Origin of the sequence: Catellatospora sp. IY07-71 (assembly GCF_018326265.1) — a bacterium.
Taxonomy (GTDB): domain Bacteria; phylum Actinomycetota; class Actinomycetes; order Mycobacteriales; family Micromonosporaceae; genus Catellatospora.
Genome location: NZ_AP023360.1, coordinates 5,899,005 through 5,921,140 on the forward strand (window position 1 = coordinate 5,899,005; position 22,136 = coordinate 5,921,140).

Annotated in this window: 22 protein-coding genes; 8 read left to right on the forward strand and 14 right to left on the reverse strand. The window is 73.4% G+C overall.

Going from position 1 to position 22,136, the window contains the following annotated elements:
• Nucleotides 1-12: 12 nt before the first annotated feature.
• The 6 genes from CS0771_RS26305 to CS0771_RS26330 form a co-directional block, all read right to left on the reverse strand.
• Nucleotides 13-1,080, reverse strand: a complete 1,068-nt coding sequence (locus tag CS0771_RS26305) for an ABC transporter permease (RefSeq protein ID WP_212843493.1) — start codon at nucleotides 1,078-1,080, stop codon at nucleotides 13-15.
• Nucleotides 1,077-2,600 (reverse strand): sugar ABC transporter ATP-binding protein, encoded by a 1,524-nt coding sequence (locus tag CS0771_RS26310; RefSeq protein ID WP_212843494.1) that lies wholly within the window; start codon nucleotides 2,598-2,600, stop codon nucleotides 1,077-1,079. Before CS0771_RS26310 ends, CS0771_RS26305 begins: the two co-directional genes overlap by 4 nt.
• Before the next feature lie 80 nt (nucleotides 2,601-2,680).
• The gene (locus CS0771_RS26315) at nucleotides 2,681-3,682 is read right to left on the reverse strand and encodes an ABC transporter substrate-binding protein (protein WP_212843495.1); all 1,002 of its coding nucleotides are present in this window, start codon (nucleotides 3,680-3,682) and stop codon (nucleotides 2,681-2,683) included.
• Nucleotides 3,683-3,810: 128 nt separating this feature from the next.
• The gene (locus CS0771_RS26320) at nucleotides 3,811-4,488 is read right to left on the reverse strand and encodes an L-ribulose-5-phosphate 4-epimerase (RefSeq protein ID WP_212843496.1); all 678 of its coding nucleotides are present in this window, start codon (nucleotides 4,486-4,488) and stop codon (nucleotides 3,811-3,813) included.
• Entirely contained in the window at nucleotides 4,485-6,122 is a 1,638-nt protein-coding gene (gene araB, locus CS0771_RS26325; protein ID WP_212843497.1) for a ribulokinase, read from the reverse strand. The genes CS0771_RS26320 and araB overlap by 4 nt, the downstream gene beginning before the upstream one ends.
• A 389-nt stretch (nucleotides 6,123-6,511) precedes the next feature.
• A complete protein-coding gene (locus CS0771_RS26330; protein WP_212843498.1) occupies nucleotides 6,512-7,576 on the reverse strand; it encodes an alanine racemase in 1,065 nt (354 codons plus the stop codon).
• 88 nt (nucleotides 7,577-7,664) lie between these two features.
• Between CS0771_RS26330 and CS0771_RS26335 the strand changes: the two genes are divergently transcribed.
• Entirely contained in the window at nucleotides 7,665-8,381 is a 717-nt protein-coding gene (locus tag CS0771_RS26335; RefSeq protein WP_212843499.1) for a hypothetical protein, read from the forward strand.
• A 90-nt stretch (nucleotides 8,382-8,471) separates the two neighbouring features.
• Nucleotides 8,472-9,107 (forward strand): hypothetical protein, encoded by a 636-nt coding sequence (locus tag CS0771_RS26340; RefSeq protein WP_212843500.1) that lies wholly within the window; start codon nucleotides 8,472-8,474, stop codon nucleotides 9,105-9,107.
• Here the strand turns inward: CS0771_RS26340 and CS0771_RS39020 are convergent.
• The 4 genes from CS0771_RS39020 to CS0771_RS26355 form a co-directional block, all read right to left on the reverse strand.
• The gene (locus tag CS0771_RS39020) at nucleotides 9,079-9,513 is read right to left on the reverse strand and encodes a TIGR03668 family PPOX class F420-dependent oxidoreductase (RefSeq protein WP_244871039.1); all 435 of its coding nucleotides are present in this window, start codon (nucleotides 9,511-9,513) and stop codon (nucleotides 9,079-9,081) included. The genes CS0771_RS26340 and CS0771_RS39020 overlap by 29 nt on opposite strands.
• The gene (locus CS0771_RS39025; protein ID WP_244871040.1) at nucleotides 9,510-10,340 is read right to left on the reverse strand and encodes an LLM class F420-dependent oxidoreductase; all 831 of its coding nucleotides are present in this window, start codon (nucleotides 10,338-10,340) and stop codon (nucleotides 9,510-9,512) included. The genes CS0771_RS39020 and CS0771_RS39025 overlap by 4 nt, the downstream gene beginning before the upstream one ends.
• A 150-nt stretch (nucleotides 10,341-10,490) precedes the next feature.
• Complete coding sequence (locus tag CS0771_RS26350; RefSeq protein ID WP_212843501.1) at nucleotides 10,491-11,900, reverse strand: S9 family peptidase; 1,410 nt, start codon at nucleotides 11,898-11,900, stop codon at nucleotides 10,491-10,493.
• A 107-nt stretch (nucleotides 11,901-12,007) separates the two neighbouring features.
• A complete protein-coding gene (locus CS0771_RS26355) occupies nucleotides 12,008-12,841 on the reverse strand; it encodes a PhzF family phenazine biosynthesis protein (RefSeq protein ID WP_212843502.1) in 834 nt (277 codons plus the stop codon).
• A gap of 139 nt (nucleotides 12,842-12,980) precedes the next feature.
• On the opposite strand from CS0771_RS26355, the gene CS0771_RS26360 reads away from it, so the two are divergent.
• The 3 genes from CS0771_RS26360 (at nucleotide 12,981) to CS0771_RS26370 (ending at nucleotide 15,806) form a co-directional block, all read left to right on the forward strand.
• Entirely contained in the window at nucleotides 12,981-14,216 is a 1,236-nt protein-coding gene (locus CS0771_RS26360; protein WP_212843503.1) for a sensor histidine kinase, read from the forward strand.
• Nucleotides 14,213-14,866, forward strand: a complete 654-nt coding sequence (locus tag CS0771_RS26365) for a response regulator transcription factor (protein WP_212843504.1) — start codon at nucleotides 14,213-14,215, stop codon at nucleotides 14,864-14,866. Before CS0771_RS26360 ends, CS0771_RS26365 begins: the two co-directional genes overlap by 4 nt.
• Before the next feature lie 73 nt (nucleotides 14,867-14,939).
• The gene (locus CS0771_RS26370) at nucleotides 14,940-15,806 is read left to right on the forward strand and encodes an alpha/beta hydrolase (RefSeq protein ID WP_212843505.1); all 867 of its coding nucleotides are present in this window, start codon (nucleotides 14,940-14,942) and stop codon (nucleotides 15,804-15,806) included.
• Nucleotide 15,807: 1 nt separating this feature from the next.
• On the opposite strand, the gene CS0771_RS26375 is transcribed toward CS0771_RS26370, so the two are convergent.
• Nucleotides 15,808-16,668, reverse strand: a complete 861-nt coding sequence (locus tag CS0771_RS26375) for an alpha/beta hydrolase (protein ID WP_244871041.1) — start codon at nucleotides 16,666-16,668, stop codon at nucleotides 15,808-15,810.
• A 140-nt stretch (nucleotides 16,669-16,808) separates the two neighbouring features.
• Between CS0771_RS26375 and CS0771_RS26380 the strand changes: the two genes are divergently transcribed.
• Nucleotides 16,809-17,120: a hypothetical protein gene (locus tag CS0771_RS26380; RefSeq protein WP_212843506.1), complete on the forward strand. Its 312-nt coding sequence runs from the start codon at nucleotides 16,809-16,811 to the stop codon at nucleotides 17,118-17,120.
• An 86-nt stretch (nucleotides 17,121-17,206) separates the two neighbouring features.
• Here CS0771_RS26380 and CS0771_RS26385 read toward each other — a convergent pair whose 3' ends face one another.
• Genes CS0771_RS26385 through CS0771_RS26395 form a run of 3 tightly spaced genes read right to left on the reverse strand, consistent with a single transcriptional unit; the run spans nucleotide 17,207 to nucleotide 20,057 of the window.
• Nucleotides 17,207-17,872 (reverse strand): response regulator transcription factor, encoded by a 666-nt coding sequence (locus CS0771_RS26385; protein ID WP_212843507.1) that lies wholly within the window; start codon nucleotides 17,870-17,872, stop codon nucleotides 17,207-17,209.
• The gene (locus CS0771_RS26390) at nucleotides 17,869-18,765 is read right to left on the reverse strand and encodes a sensor histidine kinase (RefSeq protein WP_212843508.1); all 897 of its coding nucleotides are present in this window, start codon (nucleotides 18,763-18,765) and stop codon (nucleotides 17,869-17,871) included. The genes CS0771_RS26385 and CS0771_RS26390 overlap by 4 nt, the downstream gene beginning before the upstream one ends.
• Nucleotides 18,766-18,815: 50 nt before the next feature.
• The gene (locus tag CS0771_RS26395; protein WP_212843509.1) at nucleotides 18,816-20,057 is read right to left on the reverse strand and encodes an RNA-guided endonuclease TnpB family protein; all 1,242 of its coding nucleotides are present in this window, start codon (nucleotides 20,055-20,057) and stop codon (nucleotides 18,816-18,818) included.
• 19 nt (nucleotides 20,058-20,076) lie between these two features.
• Here CS0771_RS26395 and tnpA point away from each other — a divergent pair, with 19 nt between their 5' ends.
• On the forward strand, nucleotides 20,077-20,493 hold the full coding sequence (gene tnpA / locus CS0771_RS26400) for an IS200/IS605 family transposase (protein ID WP_212843510.1): 417 nt from the start codon (nucleotides 20,077-20,079) through the stop codon (nucleotides 20,491-20,493).
• A 202-nt stretch (nucleotides 20,494-20,695) separates the two neighbouring features.
• Nucleotides 20,696-22,111, forward strand: a complete 1,416-nt coding sequence (locus CS0771_RS26405; protein WP_212843511.1) for a multicopper oxidase family protein — start codon at nucleotides 20,696-20,698, stop codon at nucleotides 22,109-22,111.
• The last annotated feature ends 25 nt before the right edge of the window (nucleotides 22,112-22,136 follow it).

Consider the following 22,136-nt stretch of genomic DNA (forward strand, 5'->3'; position numbering starts at 1 on the left):
CGCTTCGCTCGCTCATGCGGGCACCTGCTCCTTCTGCGGCGCCGCCGCGACCGTGGGGGTGGCGGGCGGGCGCCGCCGGGCGAACCGGGCGCGGAACGCCGGGGCCTGGATGAGGCACACCACGATCACGACGACCGCCTTGAACAGCAGCGACGTCTGCGGGCTGATGTTCATGGCGTACACCGTGGTGGTGAGCGTCTGGATGATCAGCGCGCCGACCAGGGTGCCGCTGAGGGAGAACCGGCCGCCGGCCAGCGAGGTGCCGCCGATGACGACGGCGAGGATCGCGTCCAGCTCGATCCACAGCCCGGCGGTGCTGCCCGCGGCGCTGGACACGTCGGCGGTGATCATGAATCCGGCCACCGCCGCGCAGAGCCCGGCAATCACGTACACCAGGAAGGTGATGCGCCGGGACCGGATGCCGGCCAGCCGGCTGGCCTCGGCGTTGCCGCCGACCGCCTCGATGATCAGGCCGAGCGCGGTGCGCCGGGTCAGCACCGCGATGAGCAGCGTCACGGCGATCGCGATCAGGATCGCCACCGGCAGCGTGAGCCAGTATCCGGCGCCGATGGTGCGGTACGGGTCGGAGTTGATGGTGATGATCTGGCCCTCGGTGATCAGCTGCGCGAGACCGCGCCCGGCCACCATCAGAATCAGCGTGGCGATGATCGGCTGGATGCCGATGACCGAGACCAGCAACCCGTTCCACGCCCCGGCCACCAGTGCCAGGCCCAGGGCCAGGCCCAGCGCGGTGAACAGGGTGGACAGGCTGTTCTGGTCGGTGGCCTGGCTGATGTGCAGGCACGCCATGGAGCCGGCGATGGCGCAGACCGAGCCCACCGACAGGTCGATGCCACCGGTGGCGATGACCAGCGTCATGCCCAGCGCGACCAGGATCAGCGGCGCGGACAGCCGCACGATGTCGACCAGGCTGCCGTACAGGTGGCCGTCCTTGACCTCGATCGACACGAAGCTCGGCCGGTAGGCCGTGTTCGCCGCGATCAGCACGACCAGGACCACCAGCGGCCAGAACAGCCGCTGCCCGGAGGCCGCGGCGAGCCGGGTGCGTACTTCACTCATGAGCTGGCTCCGCTCGCGATGGTGGCCATGACGCGGTCGGCGTCGAGGGTGTCGTCGTTGGCCAGCTGGGTGACCATCCGCCGGTCGCGCATGACGGCGACCTTGTGGCTCAGCCGCAGCACCTCCTCCAGCTCGGCGGAGATGAACAGCACCGCCATGCCGCCGTCGGACAGCTGCACGACCAGGCGCTGGATCTCGGTCTTGGCACCGATGTCGATGCCGCGGGTGGGCTCGTCGAGGATCAGCAGCCGCGGCTCGGTGATCAGCCAGCGGGCGAGCACGACCTTCTGCTGGTTGCCGCCGGACAGGTTGCGCACCGGCATCTCCGGGTCGGCCGGGCGGATGCTGAGCGCGTCGATGTACTTGCGCACCAGCTCGTCCTGGCGACGGCGCGGGATCGGCCGGGTCCAGCCCCGGGCGGCCTGCATGGCCAGCATGATGTTCTCGCGCACGGACAGCTCGCCGACCAGGCCCTCGATGCGCCGGTTCTCGGAGCAGAACGCGATGTCGCGGGCGATCGCGGCGATCGGGTTGCGGATCGCGGCCGGCTTGCCGTCCATGCTGATCCGGCCGTGGTCGGGACGGTCGGCGCCGAACAGCAGCCGGGCGACCTCGGTGCGCCCGGAGCCCAGCAGCCCGGCCAGGCCGACGACCTCGCCGGCGTGGATGGTCATCGAGAACGGCGCGACCGAGCCCTTGCGGCCCAGCTCGGCGGCCTCGATCAGGGGCGTAGACGCCTCGACCGCGGCGAGCTCGCGCTTGGGCTGCTCGTCGAGCTGCTCCAGCACGTCCAGTTCCTTGCCGATCATCTTCTCGACCAGCGCCAGCTGGGGCAGCTCGGCGGTGGTGTACTCGCCGACCAGCCGGCCGTTGCGCAGCACGGTGATGCGGTCGGCGACCTCGTACACCTGGTCCAGGAAGTGGGTGACGAAGAGGACGGCGATGCCCTCGCCCTGCAGCTGCCGCATGATCCGGAACAGCTGGGCGACCTCGGCGCTGTCCAGGCTGGAGGTGGGCTCGTCCAGGATGAGCACCCGGGCCTGGATGTCGATGGCGCGGGCGATGGCGACCATCTGCTGCACCGCCAGCGAGCAGGTGCCCAGTGCCGCGGTGACGTCGATGTCCAGCTCCAGGCGCGCCAGCAGGGCGCGGGCCCGGCGGCGCAGCTCGCGCCAGTGGATGGCGCCGAAGATCCGCGGCTCCCGCCCGATGAAGATGTTCTCCGCCACCGACAGGTTGGGGCAGAGGTTGACCTCCTGGTAGACGGTGCTGACGCCGGCCGCGCGGGCCTGCATCGGGCCGGCGAACGAGATTTGCTGCCCGTCGAGCGCGACCACGCCGGTGTCGGCCGTGTACACGCCGGTCAGCACCTTGATGAGGGTGGACTTGCCGGCCCCGTTCTCGCCCATGAGGGCGTGGATCTCACCGGGGAACAGGCGGAAGTCGACCGAGTCGAGCGCCCGTACGCCGGGGAAGATCTTGCTGATCGTGGTCATCGTCAGGACCGGCTGCCTACCCATCCCACCAGACCCTTTCGTGAGGATTGCCGGAGGCGGGGCCGCCGCGGCGTGCTGCCGGCGGCGGCCCCTCGGTGTGCGGATCAGTACTTGCGGTTGGGCAGAGCGGCCTTGGCCTGCTCCGGCGTGAAGGTGGTCTCCTCGGTCTCGATCCGCTGCGGGATCGTCTCACCGGCCTTGACCTTCTTCACCAGGTCCATCAGCTGGGGCCCGAGCAGCGGGCTGCACTCGGCGATGAAGTTGAACTTGCCGTCGGCGAGGGCCTGCATGCCGTCCTTGACCGCGTCGATGGTGATGATCTTGATGTCCTTGCCGGGCACCTTGCCCGCCGCGGTGATCGCCTCCAGCGCGCCCAGACCCATGTCGTCGTTGTGCGCGAACAGCACGTCGATCTTCGGGTTGGCCTTGATGAACTGCTCCATGACCGCCTTGCCGCCGGCCCGGGTGAAGTCACCGGTCTGCGACGCGATGATCTTCAGGTTCGGGTTGGCCGCGATGGCCTCGGCGAAGCCCTTCTTGCGGTCGTTGGCCGGCGCCGAACCCGTCGTGCCCTGCAGCTCGACGATGTTCACCGGGCCGGTGGCCGACTTCATCTCGTTGACCAGCCACTCACCGGACAGGCGGCCCTCCTTGACGAAGTCCGAGCCGATGAACGTCTTGTACAGCGACTTGTCGGCCGAGTCGACGGAGCGGTCGGTCAGGATGACCGGGATGCCCGCGTCCTTGGCCTCCTTCAGCACGGTGTCCCACCCGGACTCCACCACCGGCGAGAAGGCGATCACGTCGACCTTCTGCTGGATGTAGTTGCGGATGGCCTTGATCTGGTTCTCCTGCTTCTGCTGCGCGTCGTCGAACTTCAGCTCGATGCCCGCCGCGGCCGCCGCCTCCTTGATGGAGTTGGTGTTCGCGGTGCGCCAGCCGCTCTCGGCGCCGACCTGCGAGAAGCCCAGCGTGATCTTGCCGTCGTCGGCCGGCTCGCCGCCGGTGTCACTGTTGCCACAGCCGGCGAGGGCGCCCGCGACCAGGCTCGCGGACAGCACCGCGACGGCTGCGCGTCGCGTGAACTGCTTGCCCAAGGTGAACATGCGATCTCCTTGATGGGTGAGGGCAGTACCCGTTCCGTCCCCTACCGGACGGAGCGGTGTTTCAGTGGTGCGCGCGGTGAGAGGTGGTACGCCGCCGGGCTCGGCGGCCATGGAGCGGTGCGGTGCAGCTACGGCGCGGGCGGAGGTGCGACCTGGCCGTAGACGTTCTGGTAGCGGGCGTAGAGGGAGTCCACATCCGCCTGTGCCATCGGCACGGGCTCGCCGAGCATCCGCGCCAGGTGCGCGGTGCGGGCGACGTCCTCGCACATCACCGCGGCCTTGACCGCCGCGCGGGCGTCCTTGCCGATGGTGAAGACGCCGTGATTGCGCATCAGCACGGCCGGCGAGCGGTGCCCGGCCAGCGTGGCGACGATGCCCTTGCCGATGTCGTCGCCGCCGATCAGCGCGAACGGCCCGATCGGGATCTCGCCGCCGAACTCGTCGGCCTGCGCGGTCAGGTGGCACGGGATCGCCTCGCCGCGGGCAGCCCACGCGGTGGCGTAGGTGCTGTGCGTGTGCACGACGCCGCCGACCTCGGGCATGGCCCGGTAGACGTAGGCGTGCGCGGCGGTGTCCGACGACGGCGACAGGTCCCCCTCGACCACGTCGCCGTGCAGGTCGCACACGATCATGTTGGCCGGGCTGAGGTCGTCGTAGGACACCCCGCTCGGCTTGATGACCATCAGCTCCTTGCCGGGCACCCGGGCCGACACGTTGCCGGCCGTCCAGGCGACCAGGCCGTAGCGGGTCAGCTCGGCGTGCAGCGCGGCGACGGTCGCGCGCACCTCGGTGACGGTCTGGCTCATGCGTGGGACTCCCCCCGGGCGGCGTTGCGGATGGCGCGCAGGCGCAGCATGACGTCGTCGCCGCCGCGCCCGAAGTGGTCGTGCAGCAGCCGGTACTGCGCGTACAGCGCGTCGTAGGCCCGCGCGCGCTCGGGGTCGGGCTGGTAGACACCGCGGTGCACCCGGCCCATCGCGTCGGACGCCTTGTGCACGTCCGGGTACGCCCCCGCGGCGACCGCGGCGTGGATGGCCGAGCCGAGCGCCGGGCCCTGCGCCGACCCGATGATGCTCAGCGGCCGGTTCGTGACGTCGGCGTAGATCTGCATCAGCAGCGTGTTCGAGGTGAGCCCGCCCGCCACGACGATCTCCTCGACCGGCACGCCCGCCTCGGCGAACGCCTCGATGATCATGCGCGTGCCGTACGCCGTCGACTCCAGCAGCGCCCGGTACACGTCCGGCGGGCGGGTGGCCAGGGTCAGGCCGACGATCAGGCCGGACAGGTCGTGGTTGACCAGCAGCGAGCGGTTGCCGTTCCACCAGTCCAGCGCGATCAGGCCGTGCGCGCCCACCGGCTGCGCGGCGGCCTGCTGCGACAGCACCTCGTGCGAGGCGTGGCCTGCGGGCGCGGCGTGCTCGACGTACCACCCGAAGATGTCGCCGACGCCGCTCTGCCCGGCCTCGTAACCCCAGGCGCCGGCGCTGATGCCGCCGTCCACCACGCCGCACATGCCGACCACCTCGGCCGGGACCGTGCCGTTGACCACGTGGCAGGTGGAGGTGCCCATGATGGCGACCAGCCGGCCCGGCTCCAGGGCCTGCGCCGCCGCGGCGGTCACGTGCGCGTCGACGTTGCCGACCGCGACCGCGATGCCCTCGGGCAGGCCGGTCCACGCCGCCGCCTGGGCGGTCAGCGAGCCCGCCCGCTCCCCCAGCGCCGCGAGCGGGCCGTCCAGCTTGGCCGGGAAGCCGATGAAGTTCGGGTTCAGCGCGGACAGGTAGTCGGCGGACGGGCCCGCCCCGTCCTGGAGGATGCCCTTGTAGCCGGCGGTGCAGACGTTGCGCGTCTCCACCCCGCACAGCTGCCAGACGATCCAGTCCGCCGCCTCGATGAAGCGCTCGGCGCGGGCGTAGACCGCCGGGTCCTCCTCCAGCAGCTGCAGGCCCTTGGCGTACTGCCACTCGGCGGAGATCTTCCCGCCGTAGCGGCCCAGCCACGGCTCGCCGCGCTCGGCGGCCACCCGGTTGATCCGGTCGGCGTGCGGCTGCGCCGCGTGGTGCTTCCACAGCTTGACCCACGCGTGCGGGCGCTCGCGCAGCTCGGGCAGCTCGCACAGCGGCGTGCCGTCGGCCAGCGCGGGCAGCACCGTGCAGGCGGTGAAGTCGATCCCGATGCCGATCACGTGCTCGGCCGGCACGCCGCTGGCCGCCAGGGCCGCGGGCACGGCGTGACGCAGCACCTCGCGGTAGTCGTCCGGGTCCTGCAGGGCCCAGTCGGGCGGCAGCGGCGCCCCCGTCGCGGCAAGCACGGTGTCCATGACCGCGTGGCGGTACTCGTGCACCGCCGTGCCGACCTCGGCTCCGTCGCTGACCCGGACCACCAGGGCCCGTCCCGACAGCGTGCCGTAGTCCACGCCGACGACGTAGCGGTCGCTCATCCCAAAACCTCCGCGGTGACTGTTGGCCCATAGTGTTAGCGCTAACATTCGGCACCGTCAAGACTCGTTTTCGTAACGTGTCCGCAATCGCGACCGCACATCGTCCTGACTGGTCAGCCGTATTGTGCTGCATCAGCCCGACCTGGGCGGGCAACCTGGCACACGGTGAATGCTTGACGCGTCGGCATGTTCGCGCTAACACTTACGGGCACCGCAAGCGTTCGATGGGTGTACCGGCGGCAGGCGGCGTTCTGCGGCCGGGTACTCCGCCGGGCCGTCCATTCCGGAGGACGGGCGGCGGATCAGAACGGCGGGCGGGGGTGGCACTTCATGCGGTGAGAGCGACACCCCCGCCCGTCCTGCACGACCGCCTCGGGAAGCGGAACCGCTCAGGTGTTCGCGCCGCGGGCGGCCACCGCCCACCGGTCGACGACCGCACCGCCGGAGACGACGACCAGTTCGTCGTTGAGGTTCACCGTCGCGCAGACGTGGTTGGGCACGACCCGCACCCGCGAGCCCGGCTCCGGCAGCGGCGTGCCCGGCGGGAACACGACCGTCGTGTGGTGCTCCGACTGGGCGGTGATGCGCGCCTCGGGCAGGTCGGGCAGCCGGCCGTAGCCGGTGTTCCAGGGAGCCCGGTCGGCGCCGAGCGCCTTGCCGCCCGCGTCGAGGATGATGTGGCCGGGCGAGCGGCTGACCACGGTCGCCGTCGCGGTCAGCGCGACGTCGGCCGGCTCGCAGCTGCCCAGCTCCCACTGCTGCGCGTCGTTGAGGGCGTACACCCCGGGCCGGATCTCGGAGACGTCGGCGGTGTCGGTGTACCAGGCGGTCGGCGTGGAGCCGCCACTGACGACGCCCACCTCCAGCCCGGCCGCGCGGACCGCGTCGGCTGCCTCCCGCAGCGCCGCGGCCTCCTGCACGGCCACGTCCTTTCCCGCCCCGACAGCGGCGTACCCGTGGCCGGGGAAGGTGAACACGCCGCGCACCCGCAGCCCGGCCCGTGCCGCCGCGAGTGCCACCGCACCCGCCTCGCCCGGCTGGACGCCGCTGCGGTGATGGCCGCAGTCCACCTCGACCAGCACCTCCACCAGGCCGCCCGCGTGTTTGGCCAGCGCCTCGGCGCTCGCGCCGTTGTCCACGCCCACGGCGACCGTCGCGCGCTCGGCGACGGCCCGCAGCCGCGCCCCCTTCGCCTGGTCGATCCAGAGCGGGTACGCGATGAACAGGTCGGTGCAGCCGCCGCCGGAGAAGATCTCCGCCTCGGCGACGGTGGCCACGGTCAGCCCCACCGCACCGGCGTCGAGCTGCCGCCGCGCGATCTGCAGGCACTTGTGCGTCTTGGCGTGCGGGCGCAGCGCCACCCCGCGCTCGGCGGTGAAGGCCGCCATGCGGGCGAGGTTGCGGTCCAGGACGTCGAGATCCACCGACAGGTACGGCGTGGGCAGCTGATCCATGCCGCCATGCTGCCATCAGGCGTCGGTTGGCGCACGATTCCAGAACGTTCATTCGTTATCACGGTATGCACACGGGTAGGCGGAGGTCATGAGCACACGCACCATCCTGATCGGACTCACTGCCACTGCTCTGCTCGCCGGGTGCGCACCGTGGCGCGACGGCCGCGAGGCGGACGGCGGAGAACCCGGGCACCGCGAGCACGTCGCCGTCGCCGCGCGGGGGGACCGTGACGCGGCGGCGCTGGCCGTGGTCGGCGCGGCCACCACGGTGACCGTACGGGCCGTGGACCTGGGCGCGGACCTGTTCCGCATCAGCACCCCGCCGGATTCGCGGCTGGCCCCGGAGGTGGTGGAGTCCGGCGGCCGGTTCGAGCTGCATCTCGCCGAGACCGGCAAGACCGGGCCCGCCGCCGTCGAGGTGCTGCTCGACCATCGGGTGCGCTGGGACCTGCGCCTGTCCGGCGGGAGCACCGAGACGCTGGTGGACGTCGGGGCCGGGCGGCTGTCCGCGCTGGACTTCGCGGCCGGGTCGAGCCGCATCGAGGCGGTGCTGCCCCAGCCCGACGGCGCGGTGACGGTGCGCATGGGCGGTGGCGCGAACACGTTCCTGGTCCGGGTGCCCCGGGCGGTGCCGGTCCGGGTTTCCGCCGGGGGCGGCGCCGCCACGGTGACCGTCGACGGCGTGCGCCGCTCCGGCGTCGCCGGTGGCAGCGTCTTCACCCCGCCGGGCTGGGCGGACGCCGCCGACCGCTACGAGGTGGACGCGACGGCGGGCGTCTCCACCCTCACCGTCGACCGTCGCTGAGCGGAGCGTCGCGTCCGGGGGCCGTGCGTCGTTGAGGAGGATGCCCGGCCGCCGGCCGTGGCGGAATGGCACACCGACGATGAGCCGCACATGACACCGGACCAGGAGTGGGAGGCCGCGCTGCGGCAGCACGCCGCCGCGCAGTCCGCCGCCGTGACCGCCGCCCGGGACTCGGCGCCCTGGCCGCCGGGCGTGGACCGGGACGCCGTCTACGCGCTGGGTCACCGGATCAACGACTACGTGCACCGGTTCCTGGTGGAGATGCACGCGGCGCACGGGCCGCGGCTGTGGGCGGCGATGTCGCGGGCGGCGCGGATCCACACGGCGCTCGGCGAGGAGCGGCGGCGGCGCGTGCGGTGGCACCGCCTGTCGGGGGCTTACCTGCCCGCGCCGGGCCCGGACCACTGGGACGAGCGTGCCTACGGGCTGCTGGCGAGCAGCGTGCCGGTGCGGGTCGAGCCGGGTTTCGTGATGTGGCGCAGGCCGCTGTTCAACGCGTACTCCCCGCAGCTGTTCGTCACCACCCACGGGCTGTGGGGCGTGCTGCGCTACGACGGCGACGCGGGGCCGGAGTGGACGGGGCGCTCCGGCTGGGTGGTGTCGCTCGGCTTCCGGACCCGGGCTGAGTTCGCCGCCGAGCCCGACCTGTTCCTGGACCGGCCGCCGGCCGACTTCGCGCCCGCGGTGCTGCGGGTGCTCACGGAGTGCGTCCGGGCTCCGCTGTGAGCCCGGCGCCGGACCAGGCCGTCCAGCGCGTCACGGCGATGGCGACGACCGGGCCGGGCGGCGGCTCGGCGTACTGCGGATAGCGGGCCGTGAGCAGCGCCAGCGCGACGCCGGTGGCGGGATCGGCCGGGTCCAGCACGCGGGCGGTGCCGTCGGCGCGCACCCACCACAGCCGCGACCAGTCCTCCTCGTAGTGGTCGGCGAGCAGGCACACCCGCGGATCGGCGGCGATGTTGGCCAGCCGCCGCAGGGCGGTGGTGCGCTTGGGTTTGCGGTCCACGGCCGTGTACACGGTGTCGCCGTCCACCGCGAACACCACCGGCACCAGGTGCGGGACCCCGTCGGCGCCGACGGTGGCGAGCCGGGCCACCCGGGCCGCGGCGAACCGCTCCCGCGCGGCGCTCACCCCTTGGTGAACGTGCCGATGGCGGTCTCCCAAGCGTCCAGCGCCCGGTGGACCACGCCTTCGGGCCCGGAGGGCAGCCAGTGCATGGCCCGGCGGACCCCGGCGGCGGCGAGCCGCTCCAGCACCTTCGGATCGTTGGGCACGGACAGCACCTGCACCTGCACCGGCCGCTCGGCGCGGGTGCGCAGCCCGGCGATGCGGTCGAGCAGGGCGGCGTCCTCGCCCCAGTTGGGCAGCCAGCCGTCGCCGAACGCGAGCACCCGGTCCAGCACGGTCGGGCCGGTGCCGCCGACCAGGATCGGCGGGTGCGGCCACTGCACGGGCTTCGGGTAGCACCAGATCCGGTCGAAGTCGACGTACTGGCCGGTGTAGCTGGCCTCGTGCCGGGCCCAGATCTCCTTCATCGCCTCGACCCGCTCGGCCATGACGGCCATGCGCACCCTCGGGTCGGTGCCGTGGTTGCGCATCTCCTCGCGGTTCCACCCGGCGCCCACGCCGAACTCGAACCGGCCGCCGGACAGGTGGTCGATGCTGGCCACAGCCTTGGCGGTATGGATCGGGTCGCGCTGGACGACCAGGCAGATGCCGCTGCCGACGCGCAGCCGCGAGGTCGCGGTGACCGCCGCGGTCAGCGCGACGAACAGGTCGTAGCAGTGCCAGTACTTGGGCGGCATCTCGCCGAACGGGTACGGCGACTCGCGGCTGGCCGGGATGTGGCTGTGCTCGGCGAAGAACAGGGCGTTCTGGCCGCGGTCCTCCACCAGCCGGGCGACCTCGCCCGGGTGCATGCCGTCGTGGGTCGGGAAGTATCCGACGCCGAACTCCATGGCCAGCCCCCTCACACGTCCGCCGCCCAGCATATGCACTCATGTCCGCTTTATCTGGATGTTCAGGGTTCCGGGCGCGGGGCGGCCGGGACGAGCCACAACTTCTGGGTTGTAGGTACAACCCAGAAGTTGTGGCGCTCTCGTGGAAGGTCAGGGCAGCAGCAGGCCCAGCGCCAGCGCGAACGGCGCCAGCAGCACCCCGCCGCCCGCCACCACCGCGAGCCGCACCCGTGTCGCACCGGTCGCGGTGCGCAGCGCAGGCACCAGCAGCGCGGTGCAGACCAGCGCGGCCGCGGCGACCCCGCGCAGCAGCAGCCAGGGCAGCGGCTGGCCGAGCAGGTCGCCGCTGATCTGCTTGCCCGAGGTGGCCACCGTCATGACCGCGTACACGATGCCGCCGAGCGCAGCGGTCAGGCCGGTCACGACGAGCCAGCGTGCCGCGACCGCTCCCGCAGGACGGCCGCGTCGGCCGCGCAGCCGCCGGATCAGCGCCCACCCCGGCCAGCTCAGCAGCGCCACGACGAGCAGCGCGAACCCGGCCCACCACAGTAGGGACACCGGACCGGCCGGGCGGCTGAGGGTGCTCTGCTCCGGCAGCGGATCGGCGGCCGAGGCGGGCACGTTGCCGCCGGTCACCGAGGTGAGCCAGTCCGTCATCACGGTGCCGTAGCCGGGGAGCAGTTCGCCCATCACGAAGCCGCCGATCGTCGGGCCGCCGACCCGGTCGTAGCCGTCGGTGGTGACCCGGCCCGCGTGCGAGCCGTGCGGCAGGATCCGGACGGTCACGCTCGGGCTCGCGGTCAGCTCACGCCGGAAGACCTCCGCGCTCTCCCGTGGCGGGACCTGCGTGTCCAACTCGCCCCAGATCGCCAGCACCGGCTGCCGGACCGCCCGCAGCGCCGGCACCGGATCGTAGGCGGCCTCCGGGAACCCGTTGGTCGCGATGGCCAGGCCCATGCCGGTGGCGACGATCGCCTCGGCGGTGGGCGCGCTCACCCCGGCCCGGGTGATCCGGTTGACCAGGTTCCACGCCTGGGTACGCGCCGGTGGCAGGCCCGGCGCCCCGATGGTGATCAGGAACTTGGCGTCCGCCGAGCGCGACGCGGCCAGCGGCGCCACCCACCCGCCCTCGCTCAAGCCCCACAGCCCGGTGCGCGCCGGGTCCACGTCGGGCAGCGCGGCCAGCGCCCGCACCCCCGCGAGCGCGTCGTCGGCCAGGGCCGAGTAGTCCCGGTGGAACTTCGTGTAGTCCGCGCGCTTGTCGTAGATGAGCGTGACCAGGCCCGCCCGCGCGAACACCTCGGCCTCCTGGCCCAGGTCCACCCGCGCGGCCGGACCGGAGCCGTGCACGAGCACGATCGCCGGGTGCCGCCGTGCCGGGTCGAGGTCCGCGCGGCGCACCACCGAACCGTGCAGTGTGGTGGCGCCGTTGGCGAAGGTCAGGTCGGTGGCGGTCAGCCCGGCCGGAGGGGTGTACACGTCGTCGGCGGCGGGCGCGGCCGAAGGGGTGAGGGCGAGCAGCAGAGCGGCTCCGAGAGCAGCGATGAACGTTCGTCTCATACCGACGATCGTCGAAAAACGACGGTCTGCGCACATCGCCGACGTGAGCGAGCCCGCCGCTCCCCCGCGCGGGTGAGCGGCGGGCACGCGGCCGCGCCCGGAGGCTCCTAGAGCGGGACGCCCGCGCCCGACACGGCGATGCCTGTCCCCTCGCCCACGCCGATACCGACGGTGAGCAGGCTGGGCCTGCCCATATCGTCGCCCTGGTGCACGGTGACGGTGGCGGGCGTGCCGACCAGGCCGAGTTCACGCAGGTAACCGCCGAGCGCGGCGGCCGCGGCACCGGTGGCCGGGTCCTCGACCACGCCACCGGGCGGGAAGGGGTTGCGGGCGTGGAACACGTGCGCCGATTCCCGCCACACCAGGTCGACGGTGGTCCAGCCGCGACGGGCCATCAGCTCGCCCAGCGCCGCGAAGTCGTAGTCCAGCTCCGCCAGCCGGGCCCGGCTCCCGGCCGCGATCACCGGGTGCCAGACCCCGGCGAAGGCCAGCCGGGGCGGCAGCGCCGGGTCGAGGTCGTCCGCCGTCCAGCCCAGCGCCGTCAGCAGCTCGGCGAGGTCGTCCTCGGACAGTGGTGCGGTGCGCGGGGGCACGCTGGTCAGCGTCGCCGTCACCGTGCCGTCGGCGTCACCGGTCAGCACGTCGACCGTGCCCGCGGGCGTGTCGAAGACCAGCGGGCCGGTGCCGTGGCGCTCGGCGTACGCGACCGCGGCGGCGATCGTCGCATGCCCGCAGAACGGCACCTCCGCCAGCGGGCTGAAGTAGCGCACGCCGAACCGGCCGCCGCCGCGCGCGACCAGGAACGCCGTCTCCGAGTAACCGACGTCGGCGGCGATGCGCAGCATGGCGGCGCTGTCGAGGCCGGTGGCGTCGAGGACCACCCCGGCCGGGTTGCCGCCCTTCGGATCGGTGCTGAACGCGGCATACCGCAGGATCTCCATGGCCCGACCGTAGCCCGGGTCCGGGTGGCCACCCACGGCCAATCCGGGACCGGTGGCCTCCCACCCGTACGCCGGTATCAGGGCCGGATGGCTCCCCGGTACGACGACACCGCACCCGGCCGCGGCTAGCGTACGGCGGATGGAGCGCGCGACGAGACGGCCGCGGGGCGGGCAGTCGCTCGCGGGCCTGCGGCGCACGGCGTTCGGGCCGGACTATCCGCCCACGGGCGTGCCCCGCCCGCGGTGGGCGCGCCTGCGCCTGTTCGCGGCGCCGGTGCTGCTGCTCGCGCTGGTCGGCCTGACCGCGGCGGCGGGCGAGTACCTGTCGGACAACCGCGGCATGTCCGGCGGCACTACGCTGGTGCTGGCAGTGGCCGGTACGGCCCCGGCGGCTCTGGCGCCGTACCGGCCGCTGTGGGCCTGGCGGCTGGCGTTACTGGCCGAGTTCATCGGCACGGCCGGGTTCACCGCCACCGAGTCGTGGCCGTGGAACCCGGTGCAGATTCTCGCGTTCCTGTTCGTGCTGTTCGTCGTCGCGGTACGCGCCGAGCCGACCGTGAGCGCCTGGTGTTTCCTGCTCAGCCTGCTGCCGGTGTGGATGTACGTGCCGAACCGGGCCAACGCCTGGGGCGTCACGGTGCTGTTCACCGCGCTCCTGCTGGTCGGCGACCAGGTGCGCCGACGGCGGCGCAGCCAGCAGGAGCTGGCGGTGCAGGCCGAGCGCAGCGAGCTGGAGCAGGCCAAACGCGCCGTGCTGGAGGAGCGCACCCGGATCGCCCGCGAGCTGCACGACGTCGTCGCGCACTCGATGTCGATGATCGCGGTACGCGCCGAGACCGCCCCGTACCGGCTGCCGGAGCTGCCCGGATCCGCCCGCGACGAGTTCACCGAGATCGCCGGTTCGGCACGGGTGGCGCTGGACGACATGCGCCGCCTGCTGACCGTGCTGCGCCAGAGCGGCGACCGCGCGCTGACCGCGCCGCAGCCCGGCCTGGCCGAACTCACCCAGCTCGTCGAGGAGGCCCGCGCGGCCGGGGTGGACGCCGCCCTGACCGCGAGCGTGCCGCAGGGCGCGGTCGGCGAGGCGGTGGCGCTGACGGCGTACCGGATCGTGCAGGAGGCGCTCGCGAACGCGGCCCGGTACGCGCCCGGCGCGCGGGTCGAGGTGGCGGTGCGCGGCACGGCCGAAGAGATGTCGGTGCTGGTCCGCAACGGCCCGCCGGTGGGCACGCCGGAGCGGCCCGCGCGGGGCGGGCACGGCCTGGTCGGGATGCGGGAACGGGTCCATATCCTGGGCGGCGAGCTGGCCGCGCAGGCGACGGGTGACGGTGGGTTCGCCGTGACGGCCCGGCTGCCCCACGGAGGAGTCCTTTGATCAAGGTGCTGATCGCCGACGACCAGGCCATGGTGCGTCAGGGATTCGGCGCGCTGCTGTCCGCCCAGCCCGACCTGGTCGTGGTCGGCGACGCCGCCGACGGCGCCGAGGCGGTGGCCGCGGCCCGGCGCTTCGACCCGGACGTGGTCCTGATGGACGTGCGCATGCCCGTGATGGACGGCCTTGAGGCGACCCGGCGGCTGGCCGGCGCCGAACGCCCGAAGGTGGTCATCCTGACCACCTTCGACCTCGACGACTACGTGTACGAGGCGCTGCGCGCCGGGGCCAGCGGCTTCCTGCTCAAGGACGCCCCCGCCGCCGACCTGGTGCACGCAGTGCGGGTGGTGGCGGGCGGCGAGGCGCTGCTCGCGCCGTCGGTGACGCGGCGGCTGATCGCCGAGTTCGCCGCGCGGCCCCGCCCGGACCGGCCCCGCCCGGTGTCGCTGCACGCGCTGACCGCGCGCGAGACCGAGGTGCTGCGGATGGTGGCGCGCGGCCTGTCCAACCAGGAGATCGCCGCCGCGCTGGTGCTGGCCGAGCAGACCGTCAAGACGCACGTCAGCCGGATGCTGACCAAGTGCGGGCTGCGCGACCGGGCGCAGGCGGTGGTGCTGGCGTACGAGTCGGGTCTGGTCGCCGCGGGCGAGTAGCTCTCCGGTAGCACCCCGCATCGGCTCCACGGGGTGACGCGCACTCGGCAGCCGTCGCCGGACGGTGTCGGCCATGCGTACCCGAGTGATGAACATGGGCATGGCCGGCGCGGTCGCGCTGGGACTGTTCGCCCCGCCCGCCGATCCGCCGCTGCCGACGCCCGGCGGCTTCGCGGCCGCCCGTGCCGCGATGGCGGCGGCCGGTCCGCCGTACGCGGCCTGGGCCGCCGCGGGGCGGACGTTCCTGCTGTTCGACCCGGCCGGGGACGGCTTCGCCGCCGAGGTGCTCGGCGACCTGTCCACGGCGGACCGGATCGCGGTGCTGGTGCCCGGCGTCGGCACCACGCTGGCCGACTTCGACCGCGGCCTGGGCGGCGTCGCCCGCCGCGCGCCAGCGGTGCAGGCCCGGCACCTGTACGACGCACTTCGCGAGCAGGCCCCCGGGCAGCGGGTCGCCGTGGTGGCGTGGCTGGGCTACGACCCGCCCGGCGGCTGGGGACTCTCCGTGGCGACCGAGAACCGGGCCGCGGCGGGCGCGGCGGCGCTCAACAGGTTCGTCCGCGGGCTGATCGCGCAGCGTCCGGCCACGACGGTGACGCTGATCGGGCACAGCTACGGCTCGGTCGTGCTCGGGCTGGCCGCACCGGAGCTGCCCGCGCAGGTGACCGACCTCGTCGCGCTGGGCAGCCCCGGCATGGGCGTCGACCGCGCCGCGGACCTGGCCACCGCCGCCCGGGTCTGGGCCGGTCAGGCGGCCGGTGACTGGATCCGCCGGGTGCCGGGCGTACGCGTGCTCGGCCTCGGCCACGGCCGCCACCCCGGCGACCCGGAGTTCGGCGCCCGGCCGCTGCCCACCGGCGGCGTCGACGGCCACGACGGCTACCTGCAACCGGGCAGCCCCACCCTGGCCGCCGTGGCCGACCTGATCGTGGCGTCGTGAATCACCGGCGGGGCAGCACCTCGTCCAGGAAGTCGATGCTCTGCTCGATCAGGCCGCCGATGTCGTCGTGCCCCTCGAAGCAGTGGTCGGCCCCGGGCACCAGCACCAGGTCGGCCCGCACCCCGGCCGCCCGCAGCGCCTCGGTGAACGCCTGCCCCTGGGTCACGGCGACGATCTGGTCGGCGGTGCCGTGCATGGTGAGGAACGGCGGCGCACCGGCGTGCACCCGGCTGAGCGGGTTGCCGAACGCGACGAACTCGCGCCGCCCGCCGACCTGCCCGCCGAACAGCAGCGCCTCCGGGCTGCCCGGCGCGTCGGCGAACGCGAACAGGTCGACGGCGCCGTACCAGTTGACGACGGCCTGTACCGCGGTGTCGCCGGTGCCGGTCAGCCCCGCCACCGCGGCCAGGTGCCCGCCCGCCGACTCGCCGAGCGCGGCGAACCGTGCCGGGTCCAGCCGCAGTTCGCCGGCGTACAGCCGCAGCCAGCGCACCGCCGACTGCACGTCGAGCAGCTGGGCCGGATACGGCGCCTCCAGCGCGAGGCGATAGTCCACGTCGGCGACCGCCCAGCCCCGGTCGAGGAAGCGCTGGTGGAAGCGGTGCGGTGCGACCGTCGCGGGCAGGCCCACCCGGCTGCCCTCCAGCCAGCCGCCGCCGTGCACCCACAGCAGCACCGGGAACGGCCCGTCCCCCGGCGGCAGGTGCAGGTCCAGGTGCAGCGGCCGGAAGCCCGGCACCACCGCGACGGTGCAATTGGTGTAGGTGACGGTGGGCCGCGGCTCAGGCGGCGGGTATCCGGTCACGGATGCCTCCGGTTCATGATCGGGGAACGGGTCGGCCCGCTCCGTCCGCAGTGCCACCGATCCTGCCTGATCGCCGCCGCACGCCCGGCGGCGGCCCGCACCCTCGGGTCGGCCGCGAGCACCGCCAGGGTGGCGCTGGTTTGAAACCACGCGGGATGGATATGCGACTGCCGCGACGGGCCGAGGGAGGCAGGACGATGACCGACGAGACGATGGTGCGCCTGGCGCTGGCCGCCTTGGTGATGTCGTTCCTGGTCCGCTGGTGGTTCGCGACCCGCGGCGGCGCACCGGCCGAGGACCGGGCACCGGCCTCCCGGCCGACGCCCCGCCTCGGGCAGGTCCGCGGCGCACGGCTGGTGGCCCCGCTCCGGACGGCCGCCTCGGCACACGGGCGCGCCGACGAGCTCTGGCACACGCCCGCGACCCCGCGCCTGGCCCGCGTGCCGGTCAAGACGGCAACCCGCCTGGCCGTCCGGCACGCTCGGCGCCGCGCGTTCGCGACCATGTGACGGCACCGCGAGGCCGGGTCGCCAGCCTTCTGCGCCCGCCGCCGGCAGCCCGGACCGCGAGCGGCGCCCGGACCGGGTGCACAGGTTCAGACAGGCCCGGCGGGCGGAGGCACGCCTGCCCGGTGGGCCAGCGCGACGAGCTGGGCGCGGTCGCGGGCGCCGAGTTTGGCCAGCAGGCGGCTGACGTACGTGCGGGCGGTGGCCGGGCTGAGGAACAGGGCCGTGGCGATCTCGTCGTTGGACCGGCCCGCACCGATGTGGCCGAGCACCTCGCGTTCCCGCTCGGTGAGCCCGGCGACCAGCCGCTCGTCCCGAGGGCTGGTCACCGCGCGGGCGGCGGCGGCCATGACCCGCCGGGTCACCGCGGGCGACAGCAGGGCGTCGCCGGAGGCGACCACGTGCACGGCGCGGCGCAGCTCGTCCGGGTGGGTGTCCTTGAGCAGGAACCCGGCGGCCCCGGCCTGGATCGCGTCGAACAGGTGCGCGTCGGTGTCGAACGTCGTGAGCACCACGACCCGGACCCCGCCGAGGTCCCCGGCGGCGGCGATCCGCCGGGTGGCCTCGATCCCGTCGACGCCGGGCATGCGCACGTCCATCAGCACCACGTCAGGCCGCACCTCCCGGCACAGGGCGAGCGCGTCCTCCCCGTCCGCGGCCTCCCCCACCACGGTGATGTCGGCCGCGCGTTCCAGCAGCGCGCGCAGCCCGGCGCGGACCAGCTGCTGGTCGTCGATGATCGCGACCCGGATCACGGCGCCAACCGCAGCGGCAGCGCCGCCCGGACCGCGAACCCGGCCCCGGAGGTGGTGCTGAGCGTGCCGCCGACGATCTCGGCGCGCTCCCGCATGCCGGTCAGCCCGTGCCCGCCGCCGTGGCCGCCGGTGTCACCGCGGCCGTCGTCCTGGACCGTTATCTCGATCCGGCCGGGCAGGTGGCGCACCTCGACGTCGACCCGGGTGGCGCGCGCGTGGCGGACCGCATTGGTCAGGGCCTCCTGCACGATCCGGTACGCCGTGGCGTCGACCACCGCCGGCACCGGCACCGCCTCGCCGTGCACGCGCACCGTCGCGGGCAGCCCCGCGGCAGTCGTCGCGGCGGCGAGCCGGTCCAGCTGCGCCAGACCGCCCGTCGGCGTACGTTCCGTCTGCTCGGCGGGCTGCCGCAGCAGCGCGACGGTGGCCCGCAGCTCCTCGGTGGCCTGGCCGCTGGCCGCCCGGATGACGGCGAGCGCCGCCTGCGCGGTGGCGGGGTCGCGGTCGTCCAGCGCCTCGCGGGCCACGTCGGCCTGCAGCGAGATGACCGTGGTGGTGTGCGCGAGCACGTCGTGCAGGTCCCGGGCGACCTGCAGGCGCTCGTGTGCGATGCGGCGGGCGGCCTGCTCCCGGGTCGCCGCCAGCAGGTCCTGCTCGCGCCGCCGCTGCTGGGCGTGGCGGATCTGCCGGTTGCGCACGCCGTCGCCGAGCGCGACCGCGCCCGCCATGACCGCCACCGACCAGGGCAGCTCGTAGCCGAGCAGGTACGCGAGCTGCTCGCCGTCGCGCAGCCGGAAGAAGCAGGACGCGGCCAGCAGCACCGAGCCGACGCTGATCGCGAGCAGCGTGCGCCCCTGCTCGGCGGCGGAGTACAGGGCGGCGGCGACGGGCACGGCCAGGCCGATCGGCGGGTAGTCGGCGATGTATTGACGCTCTCTCCGCCCTAAAGGACGGAGATTCCCTCCACGCTGCGCGTGGACCGCGCGGCGTCCGGGTGGATTCCTGCTTCCCGGCGCGGTGCCGGCACGGATGCCGGTCTTACCTGCGCTCCACAGGCGTTTGAGTTGTCCCGGCGTCCCCGGGCCAACACGTTGATCGCCGCGTTGACGTCCCGGTCGTGAACCGTGCCACACGGGCAGGTCCACGACCGGACCGACAGCGGTTTGGGCCCGTCGAGCCGGCCGCACGCCGAGCACGTCTGCGACGTGGGCGCGAACCGGTCAATCCTGGCGAAGGTGCGCCCGTACCGGGCGGCCTTGTACTCCAGCATGCCGGTGAAGGCGGCCCACCCGGCGTCGTGGACGCTCTTGGCCAGCCGGGTCCGGCCAAGACCGGCAACGCACAGGTCCTCGACGTACACCGCTTGGTTGTCGCGGATGATCGCCGTGGACAGCTTGTGCTGCCAGTCCCGCCGGGTGTCGGCCACCCGCGCGTGAGCGCGGGCGACCTTCACCACGGCCTTGCCGCGGTTGGCCGAGCCCTTCTGCTTGCGGGACAGGGCCTGTTGCAGCCGCCTGAGCTTGCGGGCGGCCCGGCGCAGGAACTTCGGCGCGGCTGTCTTCGTACCGTCGGACAGGACGGCGAAGTGGGTCAGGCCCAGATCGATGCCGACCTCGGACGTGACCGGCGGCAGTGTCTCGTCGGCGGCCGTGGTCACGACGAACGAGGCGAAGTACCGGCCTGCCGCGTCCCGGATGATCGCCACGGACGACGGGTCGCAGGGCAGGCTCCTCGACCAGCGCACCTGCAGGTCGCCTATCTTCGGCAGGCGCAGGCGGCCGTTGTCGCAGACCTTGAACCGGGAGTTCTTCGTGAACCGGATGGCCTGCCGGTTGTCCTTGCGCGACCGGAACCTCGGCGGGCCGACCTTGCGGCCCTTGCGCCTGCCGGTGACCGAGGAGAAGAAGTTGCGGTATGCGGTGTTCAGGTCCGCCAGGGCCTGCTGCAACACCACGGCCGACACCTCGCCCAGCCACGCCCGGGCCTCGGTCTGCTTGGCCTCGGTGATCAGACGGCGTGACAGCTCCCCGTCTGACAGGTATTTCCCGCCCTGCTCGCGGGCCTGCTGACGCAGCCGCAGCCCGTCGTTGAACACCACCCGCGCACACCCGAACGCCTTCGCCAGCTCGATCTGCTGGCCGGGCGTCGGGTAGACGCGGAAGTTGTAACGCAGCTGCACGACCACGAACGTATCATGTTGGTCTATGGCTGAGCTCGAAGGCATCCGTACCGGCAGACACTGCGTTTTTGCGATGCACGTCCACTTGGTCTTCGTGACGAAGTTCCGGCACGAGGTGTTCGGCGACCGGCACCTGTCCCGGATGGAACAGATCATGCGCGACGTCTGCGCCGACTTCGAGGCCGAGCTGGTCGAGTTCAACGGCGAGAACAACCACGTGCATCTACTGGTGAACCACCCGCCCAAGGTCGCCGTGGCCCGGCTGGTCAACAGCCTCAAGGGAGTCTCCTCGCGCCGCCTGCGCCAGGAGTTCCCCGACCTCGCACGGCACTACTACCGGGCAAACAAGCTGTGGTCTGGCTCATACTTCGCAGGCTCCGTGGGCGGGGCACCGATCAGCGTCCTCCACCAGTACATCGAGCAGCAGAACCGACCGGTCTGATCCCGACAGACGCCGGTCCGCCCTGACGGCGAAGCGGCTGTAACTGTCCCGCTACGCGGGCAAATCCGCTTCACCCCCGGTCTGAAGGCCGGAGCACTGCGGACGACATTAGTAGCCGGACAGCCCTACGGCGGTGGCCAGCAGCGCCAGGCCGGGGTGGGTGCGGCGGACCAGCAGGATCCCGCTGCCGAAGCCGTTCACCGTGCCGCTGCCCCGGCCACCGCTGGCCCGGCCCGCAGCCGACGGTGTTTACGAGCTGGTCCAGCGCCCGGCCGAGATGGAGATCATCCCCGGGTTCCGGACCGGGATCTGGGGGTATGGCGGGATGTTCCCCGGCCCGCTGTTCGACGTGCGCAGCGGCAGCCCGGTGCGAGTGCGGATCGTCAACCGGCTGCCCGTGCCCACCTCGACGCACCTGCACGGCGGGGCGACCCCGGCCGACTCCGACGGCTACCCCACCCACCTGGTGGTGCCCGCCCCGCTAACCGGCACGTTCCACGCCGCGCACGGCATGCACGCGGCCCATACCTCGTCGGTGTGGCGGCTGACGCCGGAGCGGTTCGTGCACGAGTACCCGCTGGACCAGCCCGCGGCCACGCTCTGGTATCACGACCACCGCATGGACTTCACCGCGCCGCAGGTGTACCGGGGCCTGGCCGGGATGTTCCTGGTCCGCGACGGGGTGGAGGACGCGCTGCCCTTGCCGCGCGGCGAGCGCGAGCTGCCGCTGCTGATCTGCGACCGGGCGTTCGAGGAGGACGGCTCCTTCCACTACCCCTCACGCGACCCGAGCCTGCTCGGCGAGCCGGGCGTGACCGGCGCGCACCACCAGGGCGTCGAGGGCGACGTGATCCTGGTCAACGGGGCGCCGTGGCCCGAGGCGGAGGTGGATGCGGCCCGCTACCGGCTGCGGATCCTGAACGCCGCCAACGCCCGGCGGCTGGACCTGCGGCTCGATCCCCCACCGCCGTCGGGCGCGGCGTTCACGCAGATCGGCAGCGATCTGGGCCTGCTGGCCAGGTCGCAGCCGCTGGACCGGGTGGAGCTGGCGAGCGCCGAGCGCGCCGACGTGATCGTCGACTTCGGGGCGTACCCGATCGGCTCCGAGGTGGTGCTGCGCAACGCGCTCGGCACCGGCGCGGCCGGGGACGTCATGCGGTTTCGGGTGGCGCGCCGGGCGGCCGACGACAGCGCGGTCCCGGCGACCCTGGCGGACGTGCCGCCGCTGACCGCGACCCAGGCGGTGACGAGCCGGCGGTTCGACTTCCGGCGCAGCGGGCCGGGGCCGCACGGCAAGCAGTGGATGATCAACGGCCAGCCGTTCACGCCCGGCACGCCGCTGGCCTCGCCCCGGCTCGGCACCACCGAGCTGTGGACGCTGACCTCCGACTTCCACCATCCGGTGCACGTGCACCTGGGCCGCTTCCAGGTGCTCGGCCGCAACGGCCGGGCGCCCCGCGCCATCGACGCGGGCTGGAAGGACACCGTGGACGTGCGGCCCTACGAGGTGGTGCAGGTGCTGGTGCGGTTCGAGGGGTATCGGGGGCGGTACCTGCTGCACTGCCACAACCTGGAGCACGAGGACATGGCCATGATGGCCGACCTCGACGTGGGGTGACCGGGTGCGGATGCGGCGGTTCGCA